Source organism: Microbulbifer maximicatervae (SeqCode) (assembly GCF_052467505.1).
In genome coordinates this window covers 3,941,865-3,956,900 of the sequence record NZ_CP174313.1, presented here as the reverse complement: position 1 = coordinate 3,956,900, position 15,036 = coordinate 3,941,865, and the positions used below count along the sequence as shown (strand labels likewise).

Sequence of the window (15,036 nt, the reverse complement as noted above, 5' to 3'; positions counted from 1 at the left end):
GCCCGGAGGAATTTAAGAATGGCACATGGTCCTCAGCCCGGTATAAAGCGTTGGCTCTATACGACGAACCACAAAGATATAGGCTCTATGTATTTGTGGTTTAGTTTTGCGATGTTCCTGCTCGGCGGATGTATGGCATTGGTTATACGCGCTGAATTATTCGAGCCCGGTTTGCAAATTGTACAGCCGGAATTTTTCAATCAAATGACCACTATGCATGGTCTGATCATGGTATTTGGTGCAGTTATGCCGGCTTTTGTGGGGTTGGCTAACTGGATGATACCAATGATGATTGGTGCGCCAGATATGGCACTGCCAAGAATGAATAACTGGAGTTTTTGGATTTTGCCCTTTGCTTTCGCAATGTTGGCATCGACCTTATTTATGGAAGGGGGAGCGCCTAATTTCGGTTGGACATTTTATGCGCCACTTTCAACGGAATATGCGCCACCCAGCGTAACCTTCTTCATTTTTGCCATTCATATTATGGGTGCCTCGTCCATCATGGGTGCGATCAACATTATCGCTACCATTTTGAATATGCGTGCTCCTGGTATGACCTTGATGAAAATGCCGTTGTTTGTATGGACCTGGCTGATCACTGCTTACCTTTTGATTGCTGTAATGCCAGTGTTAGCCGGAGTAGTGACCATGATGTTGATGGACATTCATTTTGGCACAAGTTTCTTCAGTGCAGCCGGTGGCGGTGATCCTGTTTTATTCCAGCATGTGTTCTGGTTCTTCGGACACCCGGAAGTTTACATCATGATTTTGCCGGCCTTTGGCATTATCTCTGCAATTATCCCCACCTTCGCTCGTAAGCCTCTTTTCGGATACAGCTCCATGGTATATGCCACCGCAGCAATTGCATTCCTGAGCTTTATCGTATGGGCGCACCATATGTTTACTGTAGGAATGCCGATTGCTGGTGAGCTGTTCTTTATGTATGCCACAATGCTGATCGCTGTACCTACAGGAGTGAAAATCTTTAACTGGGTTTCCACTATGTTCCGGGGATCCATGACGTTTGAAACCCCGATGCTTTTTGCAATTGCATTCATCATTCTTTTCGCCATCGGTGGATTCTCTGGTCTGATGCTAGCGATTGCGCCTGCAGACTTCCAATATCACGATACATACTTTGTGGTTGCCCATTTCCACTATGTGCTGGTTCCTGGTGCAATCTTCTCAATTACTGCTGGTGTTTACTATTGGTTGCCCAAATGGACTGGCCATATGTATAGCGAAGTCATGGGCAAGGTACATTTCTGGCTGGCATTTATTGGTCTCAATGTAACTTTCTTCCCAATGCACTTTGTTGGTCTGGCCGGCATGCCACGTCGGATACCTGATTACGCACTGCAATTTGCGGATTTCAATCAAATATCCAGTATCGGTGCCTTCCTGTTTGGCGCTGCACAAATAGTATTTTTGTTTAATGTGGTACGAACTGTAATGGGCGGGAAAAAAGCATCCGATCAGGTTTGGGATGATCCTGAGGGACTGGAATGGACGGTTGCTTCCCCTGCCCCATATCACACGTTTAGTACGCCACCGGTTGTACGCTAACCTATGAAAGTTGGAGAAAATGCAAAGGTAACTATCAAGCTGCTGGCCGTGGCGACCAGCATGCTGGTATTTGCAATTTTCATTATGCCGCCTATTTACGATGTCTTCTGTGAAATCACAGGACTCAATGGTAAAACCGGTGGTCGTTATGAAGCTGTGCCAGCTGCGGTTGATAAAAATAGACTGGTCACAGTGCAATTTGTGGCAAACAATAATGAAAATATGCCATGGGAATTTCGCCCGAGTGTGATGTCTTTGAAAGTACACCCTGGAGAAATTAAAGATACTGTTTTTATTGCAGAAAATAAGACATCTAGGGATATGGTTGGTCAGGCAATTCCCAGTATGGTTCCTTTCAAAGCTGCTGAGTACTTTCATAAAACAGAGTGTTTTTGCTTCAACCAGCAAGAATTAAAAGCGGGAGAGACTGCAGAATTACCACTACGTTTTATTGTGGATCCAGATCTTCCCGCAAGTGTTAATACTGTAACGCTTTCCTATACGTTGTTTGATGTAACGGAAAGGTTTGCCAATAAAACCGATAAGAATGATATCGACCCCGAGCGAGAGGGATAAAAATTATGGCTAGTGAAAGCAGTTATTACGTGCCCGAACAATCCAGGCTGCCAATTTTTGCGACGATAGGTTTATTCCTAATAGCGTTCGGCGCAGCAAATTGGATTAATGGAGGAAGCTCTTATATTTTCTTCACCGGTGCGTTAGCGATGGCCGCAGTTTTGTGGTTTTGGTTTGCTGCCGTAATCAAGGAAAATATGGCAGGGCTCAACAGTGAACAGTTAAAGAGATCATATGTTTGGGGGATGGGCTGGTTTATATTTTCTGAGGTGATGTTTTTTGCTGCATTCTTTGGAGCACTTTATTACATACGCAATTTTACAGTTCCCTGGCTAGGTGGTGAAGGTGATCGTGGAATTTCCAATATGCTTTGGGAGGGATTCGAAAGTAGCTGGCCCCTATATGTGACTCCTGACGCCGCAGCAAACGGAGAAACGGCAAAATTTATGGGGCCTAAAGATGTGATAGATCCATGGCACTTACCACTATGGAACACCATCATACTTCTCACTTCCAGTGTAACTGTACACTTCGCACATGTTTTCCTGAAAAAGAATCAAAGAAAAAATTTCAATATACTACTGGCAATCACTGTGGCATTGGGTGGGGCGTTTATTTTTCTACAAGGTAAAGAATACTACGAAGCTTATCAACACCTGGGGTTAACACTTGAGTCAGGAATCTATGGTACAACATTCTTTATGCTGACCGGATTTCATGGTGCCCATGTCACACTCGGTACAATTATGTTGTTGATCATGTTGTTAAGGTCTGTGATAGCCAATCATTTTAGACCTGATGATCACTTTGGCTTTGAAGCAGCAAGTTGGTATTGGCATTTTGTCGATGTAGTTTGGGTCGGGCTGTTTATATTTGTATATGTTCTAGGTGCTTAATGTGGGCAAGGCTTTCTATCGTATTAATAGAAAGCCTTTGTTTTCTTAATATTTATCAGCCCAAGGTGCCGTTTTTGCCAAAATGCCACTTTCAAAGCCGTACCAAATGGCAAGAAGTAAGAGTGACGCTAGGAGTATTCTAATACCTAATGCGTAGAGTGTGCGCTTGGATTGAGGTGTTCCCATATCTCTAAGTAGAAAAAAAAGTGCACTTGAAAGACTGGCAAGTACGGAAAGGAATAGGACAACAATAACAATCTTTAGCCACATTTTATTATTTTCCATTATTTATGTAGTTGCGCATGATAGTAGATATTCCATCAGCTTCTGCGAAAGATATCAGTTTACCACTGATTCGCAATTGGCCCATCACGATATTTTCTCTGGGTGCATTCATCCTTTTTATCTTTTTAGGATTGTGGCAGCTTGATAGAGCAAAGCAGAAAGTCGAACTTATACAAAAGGTAGAGAGTAGGCTCTCTCTGCAACCGCAGGAAATCTCAAATCTAAGTTCTTATCAGGAGTATGCGTCTGTAACTTTAGTGGGAGTTTTCCAGAAGGAAATATATTTTCTGGATAACAGAACAAGAAACGGTCGTGTTGGCTATGAAGTACTACAAGTATTCTCAACAGAAAGTACTGATTGGCTTATCAATAGAGGTTGGATTCCCTCTACTGGCGACCGAGATAGCTTACCTGAAATAACAGCTTCACTTGATGTGAAATCACTTCAGGGCTACTTATACCCTATCGATACTGAAACCTCCTCGAGTGTTAGTCTAGACCCGGTTTTTAATAATAGAATTCAACAAATAAATTCAAATTTTATTGAGACTATAGGCTTAGTTAACAATGGATGGTCGATCCGTTTGTTTGCGGATTCAGGTGCAGCTTTAATTACTGATTGGAATTTTTTCAATAGTGGCCCTGAAAAACATCAAGCGTATGCTTTCCAGTGGTTCACGATGGCAATAGCTGTCTGGCTTTTATGGGTTTATTCAGCCACAAATATTATTTTTAGATTACGTCGTAGATTGAGTAGAAGTTTGAAAAAGGAGTTTTAAAATGAAATCAAAAAGTCAGCCAGTTTCACCTGAAAGAAATCTGAGCAAAAGGAAGCCAGCGAATAAAATCATTCAAGGACTCTCAGTGCTAGCATCCGTCGTACTCCCAATTACAGCTGCCTATGTCGTTTACTATACGGGCTTAGGCATGCCTAAAGAGACGATTAATCAAGGTGAATTATTGCAGCCCCCATTTGATATCACTGAAATAAAAATCACCTTTCAAGGACAACAGCAATCCCTGGTACAAGAGGGAGAATCAAAATGGCGCTATCTAATATTAAGTGACAGTGATTGTGGTAAAGATTGTGAAGATCTCTTGTATATAAGTAGGCAGGTTCATATTCGGCTGGGGGAAAAAGCTCATAGGGTTGAGAGGCTACTGGTGGTTGGTGATAGTTTGGATGAAAAACGACAAGAACAAATACAAATTGAGCATCCGAAACTAAAAATAGTGAATTTGGATGATGAAAACTTTAAGCAGCTGGTACAGAAAACTGATCATGACGGTGTGACTTCAACCAAGGCGTTGCTGGTTGATCAGGAGGGTTATGCAATGATGGCCTATGATCGGCAGCATAGCGGAAACCAATTACTTAAAGATATTAAAAGATTATTGAAGTACTCCTACGAGCAATAAGATTATTATTCGGAGATTTTCAGTAGTGTCTAAACAAGAAACCCCTAAGAATTGGCGACATATCATTACCTGGGCGGCCTGTATACTAGCTGTCGTAGTTGTTGTTCTAGGTGCATTTACTAGACTGGTGGATGCCGGTTTGGGCTGTCCAGACTGGCCTGGTTGTTATGGTCATCTCACCTGGCCGAACGATATAAAAGAAATTAAAACGGCCAATATGATTTTTCCGGACTCTCCGGTAGATGTTAGTAAAACTTGGCCGGAAATGGTCCATCGATACTTTGCGGGAACTTTACTTTTATTCGTTGTATTACTCACTTATCTTGCTTGGAGAGATCGACAAGCTCCAACCTTTAAGCAAACACATATTCTTTTAATTATTATTATACTGCAAGCTGCTTTTGGGATGTGGACGGTAACCTTGAAGCTTTGGCCGCAGGTAGTTACTGCTCATCTATTAGGTGGAATGGCAACATTATCTATGTTGTGGATTCTCTGTGAAAGGTTGGCTGATAAACCTAGACAATTACATGGGAGGTATTTACCAGGAATAAGGCGATTACGGCTACTTGCTCTGACTGCAGTTGCAATAGTAATTCTACAGATTGGACTCGGCGGTTGGACCAGCTCTAATTACGCAGCTTTAGCCTGTCCAGATTTTCCAACTTGTCATAACCAATGGTGGCCACAGGCAAACTTTGTGGAAGGCTTTAATATTTTTCAACAAATTGGCCCAAATTATTTAGGTGGTGCATTAGAGAATGATGCACGTACAGCCATACATCTTGCCCATCGTATTGGAGCACTGATTACAACAGCAATTGTACTTATTCTTTCAGTTTTAGCTTGGAGATATGGATTGAGAGGTTGGTCATTATGGCTTACCGGAGTACTACTTCTTCAAGTCAGCTTGGGAATAGCAAATGTTGTTATGTCTCTACCATTAGGGATTGCTGTGGCACACAATGCTGGTGCAGCTCTTCTACTTCTTAGTTTGCTAACGTTTTGTTATCGAATATACACAATGAATGCCGTCATTATAAGTAAACAAGAGGTAGTCGATGTGGAAGTAATAGAGCGGGGAGAAGGTTTAACTACCGTATCCAATCTTAATTAGATACTAAGCGTATATAAATATAAAAATAGGTGAGAATATGGCCATAAACTCCACGGGAATACATCAAATTCAATGGCGGGACTACTATGAGCTTACTAAGCCTCGAGTAGTTATGCTTATGCTGTTAACTTCTGTTATTGGAATGTTTTTAGCTGTTCCAGGAATGGTGCCGCTAGATATTTTAGTATTTGGTAATTTGGGAATTGCATTTTGTGCGGGTAGTGCTGCGGCAGTAAATCATTTAGTTGATCGTCATATTGATACAAAAATGGCTCGTACCAGTAATCGCCCGATTGCGAAAGGACGGGTTGAGCCAGTTAAAGCGGTTGCTTTTGCTCTTATCTTGGGTGTGACAGGAATGTTTATCCTGTTGATTTTTGTAAATGCCCTTACCGCTTGGCTAACCTTAATATCTCTTCTCGGATATGCGGTGATTTACACCATGTTCCTGAAACGCGCCACACCACAAAACATTGTTATTGGCGGGCTTGCAGGAGCCGCTCCGCCCCTACTGGGATGGACTGCGGTTACTGGGGAAGTGCATGGGCATGCATTGTTGTTAGTATTGATTATTTTTGCTTGGACTCCTCCACACTTTTGGGCCCTTGCCGTACATAGAAAAGAAGAGTATGCAAAAGCTGATGTTCCCATGTTGCCGGTTACACATGGAATACCCTATACAAACCTAAATATAGTTTTGTATACCTTTATTTTACTGGCCGTTAGCCTATTGCCCTTTGCCACCGCGATGTTTGGGTGGTTATATTTGCTGGGAGCTGTCGTACTTGGATTTGGTTTTGTTTATTGGAGCTTTGTAATGCTCATTGGAAAAACCCCCAATGCTGGTATGGAGACTTTCAAATATTCAATAATTTATTTAATGGCACTATTTTTTATCATGCTATTAGATCATTATTTAATTGAGGTGTGAGGGAAAAGTGGAAAATAAATATTCTGCCATCGATAAACAGAAACGTGGAATTAGAATTACGGTTATTGTTCTTTTAGTATTGATTCTTGCTGTGCTTGCAGGATTTATACATAAGCTCGGACAGCCTCGTATTATTACTGATGAGGAACTTAGAATTAACGGCACTGTAAAACTGCAGAGACCAAGAATCATAGAAGATATACAATTATTGTCTGATGACAGTAGAGATTTCTATACCAAAGACTTTCAAGGTAAGTGGACTTTGGTATTTTTTGGGTTTACCCACTGTCCAGATATCTGTCCAACAACTCTATCTACACTTAATAATTTTTATAAAACTTTAGACGAAAGTACCAGAGCATCTACAGACGTAGTACTCGTATCGGTTGACCCAAGCAGGGACAAGCCGGAGCAGTTAGGGCAGTATGTCCGTTATTTTAATTCTGAATTCCGTGGTATTACCGGTGATTTTTTTAAGCTGAAGAAATTTGCCACTCAGCTAAATGTACCTTTTAATAAAGTTTCTCTTGCTGAGGGCGGTTATACTATCGATCATGGGTCTCAAGTTGTATTAATTAATCCTAGAGGGCATTATCACGCTTTTTTTAAGGCACCTTTAGATCCTGCAAAAATGAAGTTGACCTATCGTTCAATACGAGCGACCTTTAATGGATAGTGAAGGAATCGCATGAGTTATTGTTATCAAATAATATATTAATTCTGGGTCAATCGATGCAAAATGAAGTTGCTGCCTTAAGGAGAAGAGGAGATCAGACACCATCTGGTATGGTGAGTCCTTGGGCTGCACCTATCTTGCTATCACTTTGTATAATTCCTTTTGGCTGGAGTGGGCTTATAGCTCCTTTAATCTGGATTTTCCTGCGAGCAATAGAGTCTACTAGCGGTTGGCCGAGAGCGCTGTCTTTTCTTTCTGTAGCAGTTTTAATGCTGGTATCGGGGTTAAATTTGCTTCCCGGTAGTGAACATATCCAGGTATTGCCTCCCTATACAGATGCAAGTGGTAATCTTATCTATGCCAGTATAAACAGCGGTAAAGCAGTTATTGCTATTGCCTTATTGGCTTTTATGTTGCGCATGAAGCAGACTTTCCGTGTCACGGACTTACCCTATCTTTTATTGGCTATATTTACCCCCGTTGCATTGGGTCTACTCCTGTATACGCCTTCGATAAAATTTACTGGCACTATCGCGGTTGCGGTAATGATAAACTTGGTAATTGTTTGCATTTCTGAAGAGGGGTTCTTCCGGTGGATATTACAGCGGGGTACCGAAGAACTATTAGGGCGCTGGCGCTGGTTATCCGTACCAGTTGTAGCTACGGTGTTTGTGCTTCTACATGGAGGGTGGTCAACAGATATCTCCGCAGTTCTATTATTGATAGTCGCCTCAATCTGTTATGCATTGATTTGGACATTACGGCAGAATTTTTGGATATGCGTAATGACTCATTGGGGGGTAAATCTTTTGCATATGATCTTGTTGCCTTACCCGTTACCCGGCTAGGCCATATATCATCTGCTTTGGATCATTGTTTTATTGTTACCCGTAAGATTCAGCCAATCTGCAGTTATAAGAAAGACAACGATTTAATCTTTGTAGATTAACAAATCAAAGTATTGTATTTAAGAAATGTGATTCTAGATGAGCACCATATACGGTAAATTTTCTAGATATATTCATACAAATAGGGAGATTGTCATTTGAAAAATTATTTTTTAGTTGGGACATTATGTGCACTAACTTGCAACCCTGTATTTGCAGGTGAAGGTAAAGATCTAGCTCAAGAGCTGGTTCAAGAGTATTTGATTGTTGATGGACATGTAGATGTTCCCTATCGTCTCGAACAAGCTGAAGAAGATGTTGGACTTAGCACGGATAAGGGAGACTTTGATTACCCTCGAGCTAAAGCAGGTGGACTAAATGCCCCCTTTATGTCTATTTATGTCCCTGCAGAAAAGGAGGACGAGGGTATTGCCAAATCGTATGCAGATACTTTGATTGATAAAGTGGAGGCAATGGTCAAACAGCATCCGGATAAGTTTGCAATACCTAAGTCAATAAATGATCTACAAAAGCAAGTCGATGCCGGCTTAATTTCCTTACCTTTGGGTATAGAGAACGGGGCTCCTATTGAGGGAGATCTTGCCAATTTAAAGTATTTCTCTGATAGAGGGGTGAAGTACATTACCTTAGCCCACTCAAAGAGCAATCATATCTCTGATTCCTCGTATGATAAAAACAGGCCCTGGGAAGGTTTGAGTGCATTCGGAAAGCGCTTGGTACGAGAGATGAATCGGATGGGAGTAATGATCGATATTTCTCATGTATCAGATGCAGCTTTTTGGCAAGTTGTTGATTTATCTGCTGTTCCAGTTATCGCTTCACACTCTTCGGCAAGGCATTTTACGCCGGGATTTGAGCGAAATATGAATGATGAAATGATTAAGGCGTTGGCTGACAACGGCGGCATCATCATGGTGAATTTTGGCTCTACTTTTATTAGTGGTGATTCACTGAATTCATATCGTGAAATAACTAATCAGGTTGAGAAATTTGCTAAAGAAAAGGGTTTATCCAAAGATAGTAAGGAAGTTGAGGAGTACTCCGATAAGCTTTCAACTGAGAAGTTCATTTATGCAGATTTGGAAGATGTTCTTGATCATTTCGACCATATTCGTGATTTAGTGGGAGTGGATCATATAGGCATTGGATCGGATTTTGACGGTGTCGGAGATAGCTTGCCCGTCGGCTTAAAAGACGTCTCTCAATATCCTAATTTGGTTGAAGGCCTGCTAAAGCGTGGGTATAGCAAGCAGGACATTAAAAAAATTCTAGGCGGAAATTTAGTTAGAGTTTGGCAAGCTAATGAAGATTACGCCAAGCGCAATAAAGGATGAGACTCACACTCCTCTAACCAGCTGAGGCTGCACTATTCTGTCAATAATGTTCAAACGGGCAAAGCCCGTTTGTTTTGTATTATTAATGCAGAAAATGCTTTTGGCCGGTTATTTTCGATCTAAGAAAGTACGATTGATGGTGGGTTGGACTGGGTTGTCGATTGCCGGTGTATTCTTTCTGTGGGGAATTTTGGGTTTTATTCCCTTTATTCCCTCAATGTTAGATATTTTTGGCGTATTGGGATTGCGAATTCCTGCGGCCCTCACCGTGCTTGGATTACTGATGGCTGCAATAGGATTTTGGGAGTTCGATGAAGATTAGAGGGCTTACTAGGTGTTGAAGGCGTCAGATTTCTTTATCTTGTTGGCAGTTTTAGTTTCACTGGTATTATCCGCCGGTTTATGGTTTAGCGGCTATAAGGAGCAGGGCATATTTACCGCCCTTTGGGTTCCAACCGTGCTCACTTTGGGTATCTATTTCAAAGTGACGGCTCTATTGGCCCGCAGGAACTAACTGTGCCAGAGTCTTACTTGCTTTTTATTGGGATAGCAGTCTCACTGTTTGAATTGATCGGTATTATGCTGGGTATCCATGAGTTTCGTAAAGCGGGACTGGAATTGGCTAAACAGAGAATTTCCCTAGAGGCTGCTGCAAAGAAGGCTAGACAGAATATAGAGAACAAATAAATAGCGGCTGAAAAAGCAAAGCGGCGAAAATTGAAAAGGGGAAGCTTACCGCTTCCCCTTTTTTATGTGCTGATCTACTTATAGTGATTAGAAGCTATAAGTCATCTTGCCATAGATAAAGCGACCACGAGGGTCGTGTTGTGACTGAACATAACCATAAAGGTCTCCATCCTGGTCACCGACAGCGAAAGGTGGCTCTTCGTCGAAGACATTGTCGGCGCCGAGACTTAAAACCATATTTTCAAAGCCGGTATATCGAGCCTGTATACCTAAAGTGAGGAATGAATCCACTGTGCGATAAGCATTATCACCATAATCGAGGTTTCCATAGATATTTGGGGTATCCTCAAATTCACCGATATAGCTGAGCAAGGCACTTATACCGAAGGTATCAAAGTTCCAATCAGCTGTGGCATTCCAACGGTGCTGTGGATACTCGTATTTCCCTGCTAAATCATGGGTCATAAGTGCATCACCGTTTAAGTTGAGTTCCACACGCTCAAACTCAGTTAAATAGGAATAATCCAAACGTAGGTTTAACTCTCCACTGGCTAGTTCCAACCCACTGTATACAGCGCTAAGGTCGACACCAGACACGTCTTGTTCGCCAATATTGGTGTAGCTACTAAGCAGGGATTGCAGCTGTCCTAAAGATTGGCCTGCAAGTGGTTCATTGCGTCGGCAGACGGTGCTGTCTTGATCGTTACAATGAAGACTATAGATGCCGGTATATGGAATGTCATCGATCTTTCCTTCCTGGGTGATATTCCAGTAGTCGAGGGAAAGACGCAGGTTCTCAATAGGCTCGTAAACGGCACCTACGTTGAAGGACTCAGATTCCTCTGCCTCTAAATCCGGGTTTTGAGAGTAAATAATTGTGTAATCGAGCTTAGTGCAATCTTTAATATCTATGCCATTGGCTTCACAGCCATAATAGTCTGTCAAAAATTTTGATTCTTGTGAGTCGCCAAGCCCTATTTGCGCCAATGATGGCGCACGAAAACCGGTGCCCCAGGAGGCGCGTAAGGATAGTTGCTCAGTGGCAGTCCACAACAGCTTGGCCATGGGATTAGTGGTGCTGCCAAAATCGCTGTAATCGTCGTAGCGAGCGGCCAATGTGAGGTCGAACTTAGCGGGAAGAGGGATGGCTACTTCGACATAAGCCGAAGAGATATCACGGCTGGCGCTGGCTGATACAGACTCAGTACCAAAAATGAGGCCACGCTGGAATTGATCGTCGGGGATATCGGAGGCTTTTTCCTCACGGTATTCCAAGCCAGCAGCCATAGCAATGGTGCCATTGGAGGTATCAAATAAATCACCATTGATTGAGAAATTGTAGCTTGTTAGATCAGACTTACCCTGGCGGACCAGATTGGTGGTGATGGCATCAATCACAGAGTCCGGATTTTGTACGCCGCCAAAGGGATTGTAATTGCCAGCATTAATCTGTTCTTGCAATAGGTCGGTGCGTACCCAACCTTGGGATTTATTGCCGGTTTGTTCTGATTCGCTACGTGAGCGTTGAATGGATGTCTCCCAATCCCAATCGGCGATAGAACCTCGCAGGCCGAAAACACCACGTAGGTTGTCGGTTTCTATATCCCATTGGCGTGCCCCAGCATCTACAGTGCGGTAAAAGGCGATATCGACATCTTCGCCAAAGGGATTGTTGGGGTGATCGGCCAGTACATAAAGCCCTGCATCAGCATCTAGGGGTGTTGGGGCACCTTGGGCTACAGAAGTATTATGTTGCACAGCGATCTCACTGAAAAACTCTATGTCCTCATTTAACTGCTTATGACCAAGCATAATTAACCCGGTACGTTCCGCTTCGGGAGTAAGTAGTGTCCAAGGACCGTAATCGTAAACACATACATTGCCATTATCGGTTACTTTTATGCGATCTTCTGGACAGTTAGGATCTTCAATTGTTTTAGAGGCCCCTGGCAGGATGAAACTTCCCGGAAAACCACGACCTGAACGAAGGTCCAGGCCGCCATTACCGGACTGGTTGGCCGTACCCAAGCCGCTACGTTCGGTGCTTGCTAGGCGGCTATTTTTATGATGATCAAAAATAACGGTGAAATTGGAGTTTTCCCCATTGATGCCCCAAACAGCCGAGAAAGACTGCTCGTCATAGCCATCTGCACTGCCGTAGTCCATAGAAACTTCAGTGCCTTCGAAATCTTTGCGCAGTACCAGGTTGACCACACCGGCTACCGCATCAGAGCCGTAAATGGCGGAGGCACCATCCTTCAAAACTTCCACACGTTCAACAGCGGCCAACGGAACACTGTTGATATCCACGAAGTTGGTGGTTACCCCCTCGGCAAAGGAACTGATAGCAACACGGCGGCCATTAACCAATACCAGCGTGGCATCGGCACCCATACCGCGCAAACTCACCGCAGCTGCGCCGTTGGCGGTGGAATCCTGGTTGTTGCCGCGGGTGGAGAAGGTGCCGTTACCGGCGGCGGGATTTTTCTCAAACAACTGCTGCAGATTGGTATAACCGGATCTCTCGATGCTTTCGCGGTCCATTACCTGGATCGGGGTAGCATTTTCAAATTCAGAGTTGCGGCTAATGCGGGAGCCGACAACGGTGATCTCTTCAATAGCACCTTCCTCGGCAGCGAAGAGAGCCTGTGGAGTTGTTGAAGCGGCCGCGGCCAAAATGGCAGAGGCCAACAGATTGCGACGGAGAGTGAATTTTTCCATATCGTTGTGCGTCCATTTTCTTGTCATTATCCGTGACTGGCCTAATACGGCTGGTCGTCGGGCAACACTAGCAACGACGGAAAACTGACACAATTGGCTAGAGGCTAACCATCAGCTTATTGCGATGAACGGTGACAGAAATCCCATTAATAGGTGTATTTAAGCGACATTTTGCGACAAATGTAGGTATCGAACAACAAATTAGGATGAAATTAACCTGCGGCCCACCTTTAGCTGGCTCGCAGTTGTGAAGTGAGGAAAAACAGTGCTGCGGCCAGAACAATGGACGGACCCGCGGGTGTATTCCACAAGATAGAGGCAAGAAGGCCGAGTACTACCGCTAAGCATCCCAGCAATGAGGCCAGTACTGCCATACGCTCCGGAGTATGCGACAGTTTTCGCGCGGTAGCTGCGGGAATAATCAGCAGGGCGGTAATTAACAGAACCCCGACAACTTTCATTGCAATCGCGATCAGTATTGCCAGCATCAACATCAGAGCGATTCGTAATCGCTCGATAGGGACACCTTCCACTGAAGCTAATTCCTCATGCAGGGTGAAAGCCAGTAACTGTTCCCACAGGAAATAAAGCAGTCCCAGGATTGTGGCGGCGGCAATGGCCATTAGTACCAGATCCTGGCCACTGACCGCGAGTAAATCTCCCAGCAACAGAGATAAGAGATCCACCTTAATCTTAAAGAAACTGACGGTGACAATCCCCAGTGCCAGCATGGAGTGGGACAATATGCCCAGCAAGGTATCTACAGCGAGCTTTTGGCGCTGCTGTAAATACATCAGCAGCAGTGCCAGTACACAGCAAGTAATACCGACAGCCACCGTTGGCATAATCTGTAGTACAAAACCCAGCGTCACTCCAAGAAGGGCTGAGTGAGCCAGGGTGTCGCCGAAATAGGCCATGCGTCGCCACACGGCGAAGCAGCCCAAAGGGCCGCTGACAATAGCGACCATAAGGCCGGCGGCGAGGGCGTACCAGAGAAATTGGCTGTGCAGTAATTCGCCGAAATCAACCACTTATTTTTGCTCTTTGTTTTTAGTATTTGTGTGAGTGTGTTGATGATTGCAGCTGCTTGCGGGCGCAATATCTCCACTTAATTTATGTTGGTGGTTATGTTGGTGGGTATAGGGGGCGACCTTGTCCCCAAATAATTCCAGATAGGCAGGGTGGCGGCTTACTTGCTCCGGGTGTCCGTGACAACAGATATGCTGGTTCAAACAAAGGACCCGGTCGGTTGCAGCCATAACTAAATGAAGGTCGTGGGAAACCAGTAACACACCGCAGCCGAGCTCGTCGCGCAGGGTGGCAATTAACTGGTACAACTCACTTTGACCACCGATATCGACTCCCTGAGTGGGTTCATCGAGGACCAGCAGCTGAGGCTTGCGCGATGCGGCACGAGCGAGTAAGACCCGCTGCATTTCTCCACCAGATAGATTTGCCAGAGAGGCGCCTCTAAGCTGCCCTGCGCCCACCCTGTCCAATGCCGACTGCGCTTGCTCGGGCTTCATGGCCGGTTGGCCAAGTTGCAAGAAGCGTTCAACTGACATGGGCATTGAGCTATCGATATGAAGCCGCTGGGGCATATAGCCAATACGCAACCCAGTTTGTCGCCACACGCGGCCCTGGGTCGGCTGGCTGAGCCCCAGCAGAAGGCGCAGGAGAGTGGTTTTGCCGGCTCCATTTGGGCCTATTAAGGTGACAATCTCCCCCTGGGACAATTCGACTGTAATATCTTTAAGTAACTGTCTGCCGCCCACCTGAAGGGCGATATTGTCAGCTGTGATAAGCGGCTGGGGTGGATTCAGAATTCAATCTCCGCAGGGAAGTCTTTAAGATGTTTGCTTCCATACCTTCTTTACCGGATATGGACAACCAGGCTGGCAGCTTGGCGCTGGTTGT

At 44.2% G+C, this 15,036-nt stretch carries 16 protein-coding genes; 12 read left to right on the top strand and 4 right to left on the bottom strand.

Going from position 1 to position 15,036, the window contains the following annotated elements; all coding sequences use genetic code 11:
* The first annotated feature begins 18 nt into the window (after positions 1–18).
* Genes ctaD through ACJJIN_RS17420 form a run of 3 tightly spaced genes read left to right on the top strand, consistent with a single transcriptional unit; the run spans position 19 to position 3,041 of the window.
* Complete coding sequence (gene ctaD, locus ACJJIN_RS17430; RefSeq protein WP_282930524.1) at positions 19–1,569, top strand: cytochrome c oxidase subunit I; 1,551 nt, start codon at positions 19–21, stop codon at positions 1,567–1,569.
* 3 nt (positions 1,570–1,572) lie between these two features.
* Positions 1,573–2,145, top strand: a complete 573-nt coding sequence (locus ACJJIN_RS17425; protein ID WP_444895571.1) for a cytochrome c oxidase assembly protein — start codon at positions 1,573–1,575, stop codon at positions 2,143–2,145.
* Between the two features lie 5 nt (positions 2,146–2,150).
* The gene (locus ACJJIN_RS17420) at positions 2,151–3,041 is read left to right on the top strand and encodes a cytochrome c oxidase subunit 3 (RefSeq protein ID WP_282930522.1); all 891 of its coding nucleotides are present in this window, start codon (positions 2,151–2,153) and stop codon (positions 3,039–3,041) included.
* Between the two features lie 45 nt (positions 3,042–3,086).
* Here ACJJIN_RS17420 and ACJJIN_RS17415 read toward each other — a convergent pair whose 3' ends face one another.
* The gene (locus tag ACJJIN_RS17415) at positions 3,087–3,311 is read right to left on the bottom strand and encodes a DUF2909 domain-containing protein (protein ID WP_413663912.1); all 225 of its coding nucleotides are present in this window, start codon (positions 3,309–3,311) and stop codon (positions 3,087–3,089) included.
* 32 nt (positions 3,312–3,343) lie between these two features.
* On the opposite strand from ACJJIN_RS17415, the gene ACJJIN_RS17410 reads away from it, so the two are divergent.
* From ACJJIN_RS17410 to ACJJIN_RS17370, 9 genes are all read left to right on the top strand, one after another.
* Positions 3,344–4,105 (top strand): SURF1 family protein, encoded by a 762-nt coding sequence (locus ACJJIN_RS17410; protein ID WP_444895570.1) that lies wholly within the window; start codon positions 3,344–3,346, stop codon positions 4,103–4,105.
* Position 4,106: 1 nt separating this feature from the next.
* Positions 4,107–4,745, top strand: a complete 639-nt coding sequence (locus ACJJIN_RS17405; RefSeq protein ID WP_444895569.1) for a redox-active disulfide-containing membrane protein — start codon at positions 4,107–4,109, stop codon at positions 4,743–4,745.
* A 25-nt stretch (positions 4,746–4,770) separates the two neighbouring features.
* Complete coding sequence (locus tag ACJJIN_RS17400; RefSeq protein ID WP_444895568.1) at positions 4,771–5,862, top strand: COX15/CtaA family protein; 1,092 nt, start codon at positions 4,771–4,773, stop codon at positions 5,860–5,862.
* A gap of 37 nt (positions 5,863–5,899) precedes the next feature.
* Positions 5,900–6,793, top strand: a complete 894-nt coding sequence (gene cyoE, locus ACJJIN_RS17395) for a heme o synthase (protein ID WP_444895567.1) — start codon at positions 5,900–5,902, stop codon at positions 6,791–6,793.
* Between the two features lie 7 nt (positions 6,794–6,800).
* Complete coding sequence (locus ACJJIN_RS17390) at positions 6,801–7,469, top strand: SCO family protein (RefSeq protein ID WP_444895566.1); 669 nt, start codon at positions 6,801–6,803, stop codon at positions 7,467–7,469.
* 56 nt (positions 7,470–7,525) lie between these two features.
* Positions 7,526–8,317 (top strand): CPBP family intramembrane glutamic endopeptidase, encoded by a 792-nt coding sequence (locus ACJJIN_RS17385; RefSeq protein ID WP_444895565.1) that lies wholly within the window; start codon positions 7,526–7,528, stop codon positions 8,315–8,317.
* Positions 8,318–8,514: 197 nt separating this feature from the next.
* The gene (locus ACJJIN_RS17380) at positions 8,515–9,711 is read left to right on the top strand and encodes a dipeptidase (RefSeq protein ID WP_444895564.1); all 1,197 of its coding nucleotides are present in this window, start codon (positions 8,515–8,517) and stop codon (positions 9,709–9,711) included.
* 85 nt (positions 9,712–9,796) lie between these two features.
* Positions 9,797–10,033 carry a hypothetical protein gene (locus tag ACJJIN_RS17375; protein WP_444895563.1) on the top strand — a complete coding sequence of 79 codons (237 nt, stop codon included), beginning with the start codon at positions 9,797–9,799 and terminating at the stop codon, positions 10,031–10,033.
* A 194-nt stretch (positions 10,034–10,227) separates the two neighbouring features.
* Entirely contained in the window at positions 10,228–10,398 is a 171-nt protein-coding gene (locus ACJJIN_RS17370; RefSeq protein ID WP_444895562.1) for a hypothetical protein, read from the top strand.
* Positions 10,399–10,485: 87 nt separating this feature from the next.
* On the opposite strand, the gene ACJJIN_RS17365 is transcribed toward ACJJIN_RS17370, so the two are convergent.
* The 3 genes from ACJJIN_RS17365 to znuC form a co-directional block, all read right to left on the bottom strand.
* A complete protein-coding gene (locus ACJJIN_RS17365) occupies positions 10,486–13,119 on the bottom strand; it encodes a TonB-dependent receptor (RefSeq protein ID WP_444895561.1) in 2,634 nt (877 codons plus the stop codon).
* A gap of 230 nt (positions 13,120–13,349) precedes the next feature.
* Positions 13,350–14,150, bottom strand: coding sequence for an iron chelate uptake ABC transporter family permease subunit (locus tag ACJJIN_RS17360; RefSeq protein ID WP_444895560.1), 801 nt, complete (start codon positions 14,148–14,150; stop codon positions 13,350–13,352).
* Positions 14,151–14,942 (bottom strand): zinc ABC transporter ATP-binding protein ZnuC, encoded by a 792-nt coding sequence (gene znuC / locus ACJJIN_RS17355; RefSeq protein WP_413665908.1) that lies wholly within the window; start codon positions 14,940–14,942, stop codon positions 14,151–14,153.
* Positions 14,943–15,036: the final 94 nt, after the last annotated feature.

Excerpts from the sequence above, each read along its gene's own strand:
- ctaD (WP_282930524.1), top strand. The coding sequence starts at position 19 with ATGGCACATGGTCCTCAGCCCGGTATAAAGCGTTGGCTCTATACGACG.
- ACJJIN_RS17385 (WP_444895565.1), top strand. The coding sequence starts at position 7,526 with ATGCAAAATGAAGTTGCTGCCTTAAGGAGAAGAGGAGATCAGACACCA.
- ACJJIN_RS17420 (WP_282930522.1), top strand. The coding sequence starts at position 2,151 with ATGGCTAGTGAAAGCAGTTATTACGTGCCCGAACAATCCAGGCTGCCA.
- ACJJIN_RS17415 (WP_413663912.1), bottom strand. The coding sequence starts at position 3,311 with ATGTGGCTAAAGATTGTTATTGTTGTCCTATTCCTTTCCGTACTTGCC.
- ACJJIN_RS17410 (WP_444895570.1), top strand. The coding sequence starts at position 3,344 with ATGATAGTAGATATTCCATCAGCTTCTGCGAAAGATATCAGTTTACCA.
- cyoE (WP_444895567.1), top strand. The coding sequence starts at position 5,900 with ATGGCCATAAACTCCACGGGAATACATCAAATTCAATGGCGGGACTAC.
- ACJJIN_RS17375 (WP_444895563.1), top strand. The coding sequence starts at position 9,797 with ATGCAGAAAATGCTTTTGGCCGGTTATTTTCGATCTAAGAAAGTACGA.
- ACJJIN_RS17425 (WP_444895571.1), top strand. The coding sequence starts at position 1,573 with ATGAAAGTTGGAGAAAATGCAAAGGTAACTATCAAGCTGCTGGCCGTG.
- ACJJIN_RS17365 (WP_444895561.1), bottom strand. The coding sequence starts at position 13,119 with ATGGAAAAATTCACTCTCCGTCGCAATCTGTTGGCCTCTGCCATTTTG.
- ACJJIN_RS17405 (WP_444895569.1), top strand. The coding sequence starts at position 4,107 with ATGAAATCAAAAAGTCAGCCAGTTTCACCTGAAAGAAATCTGAGCAAA.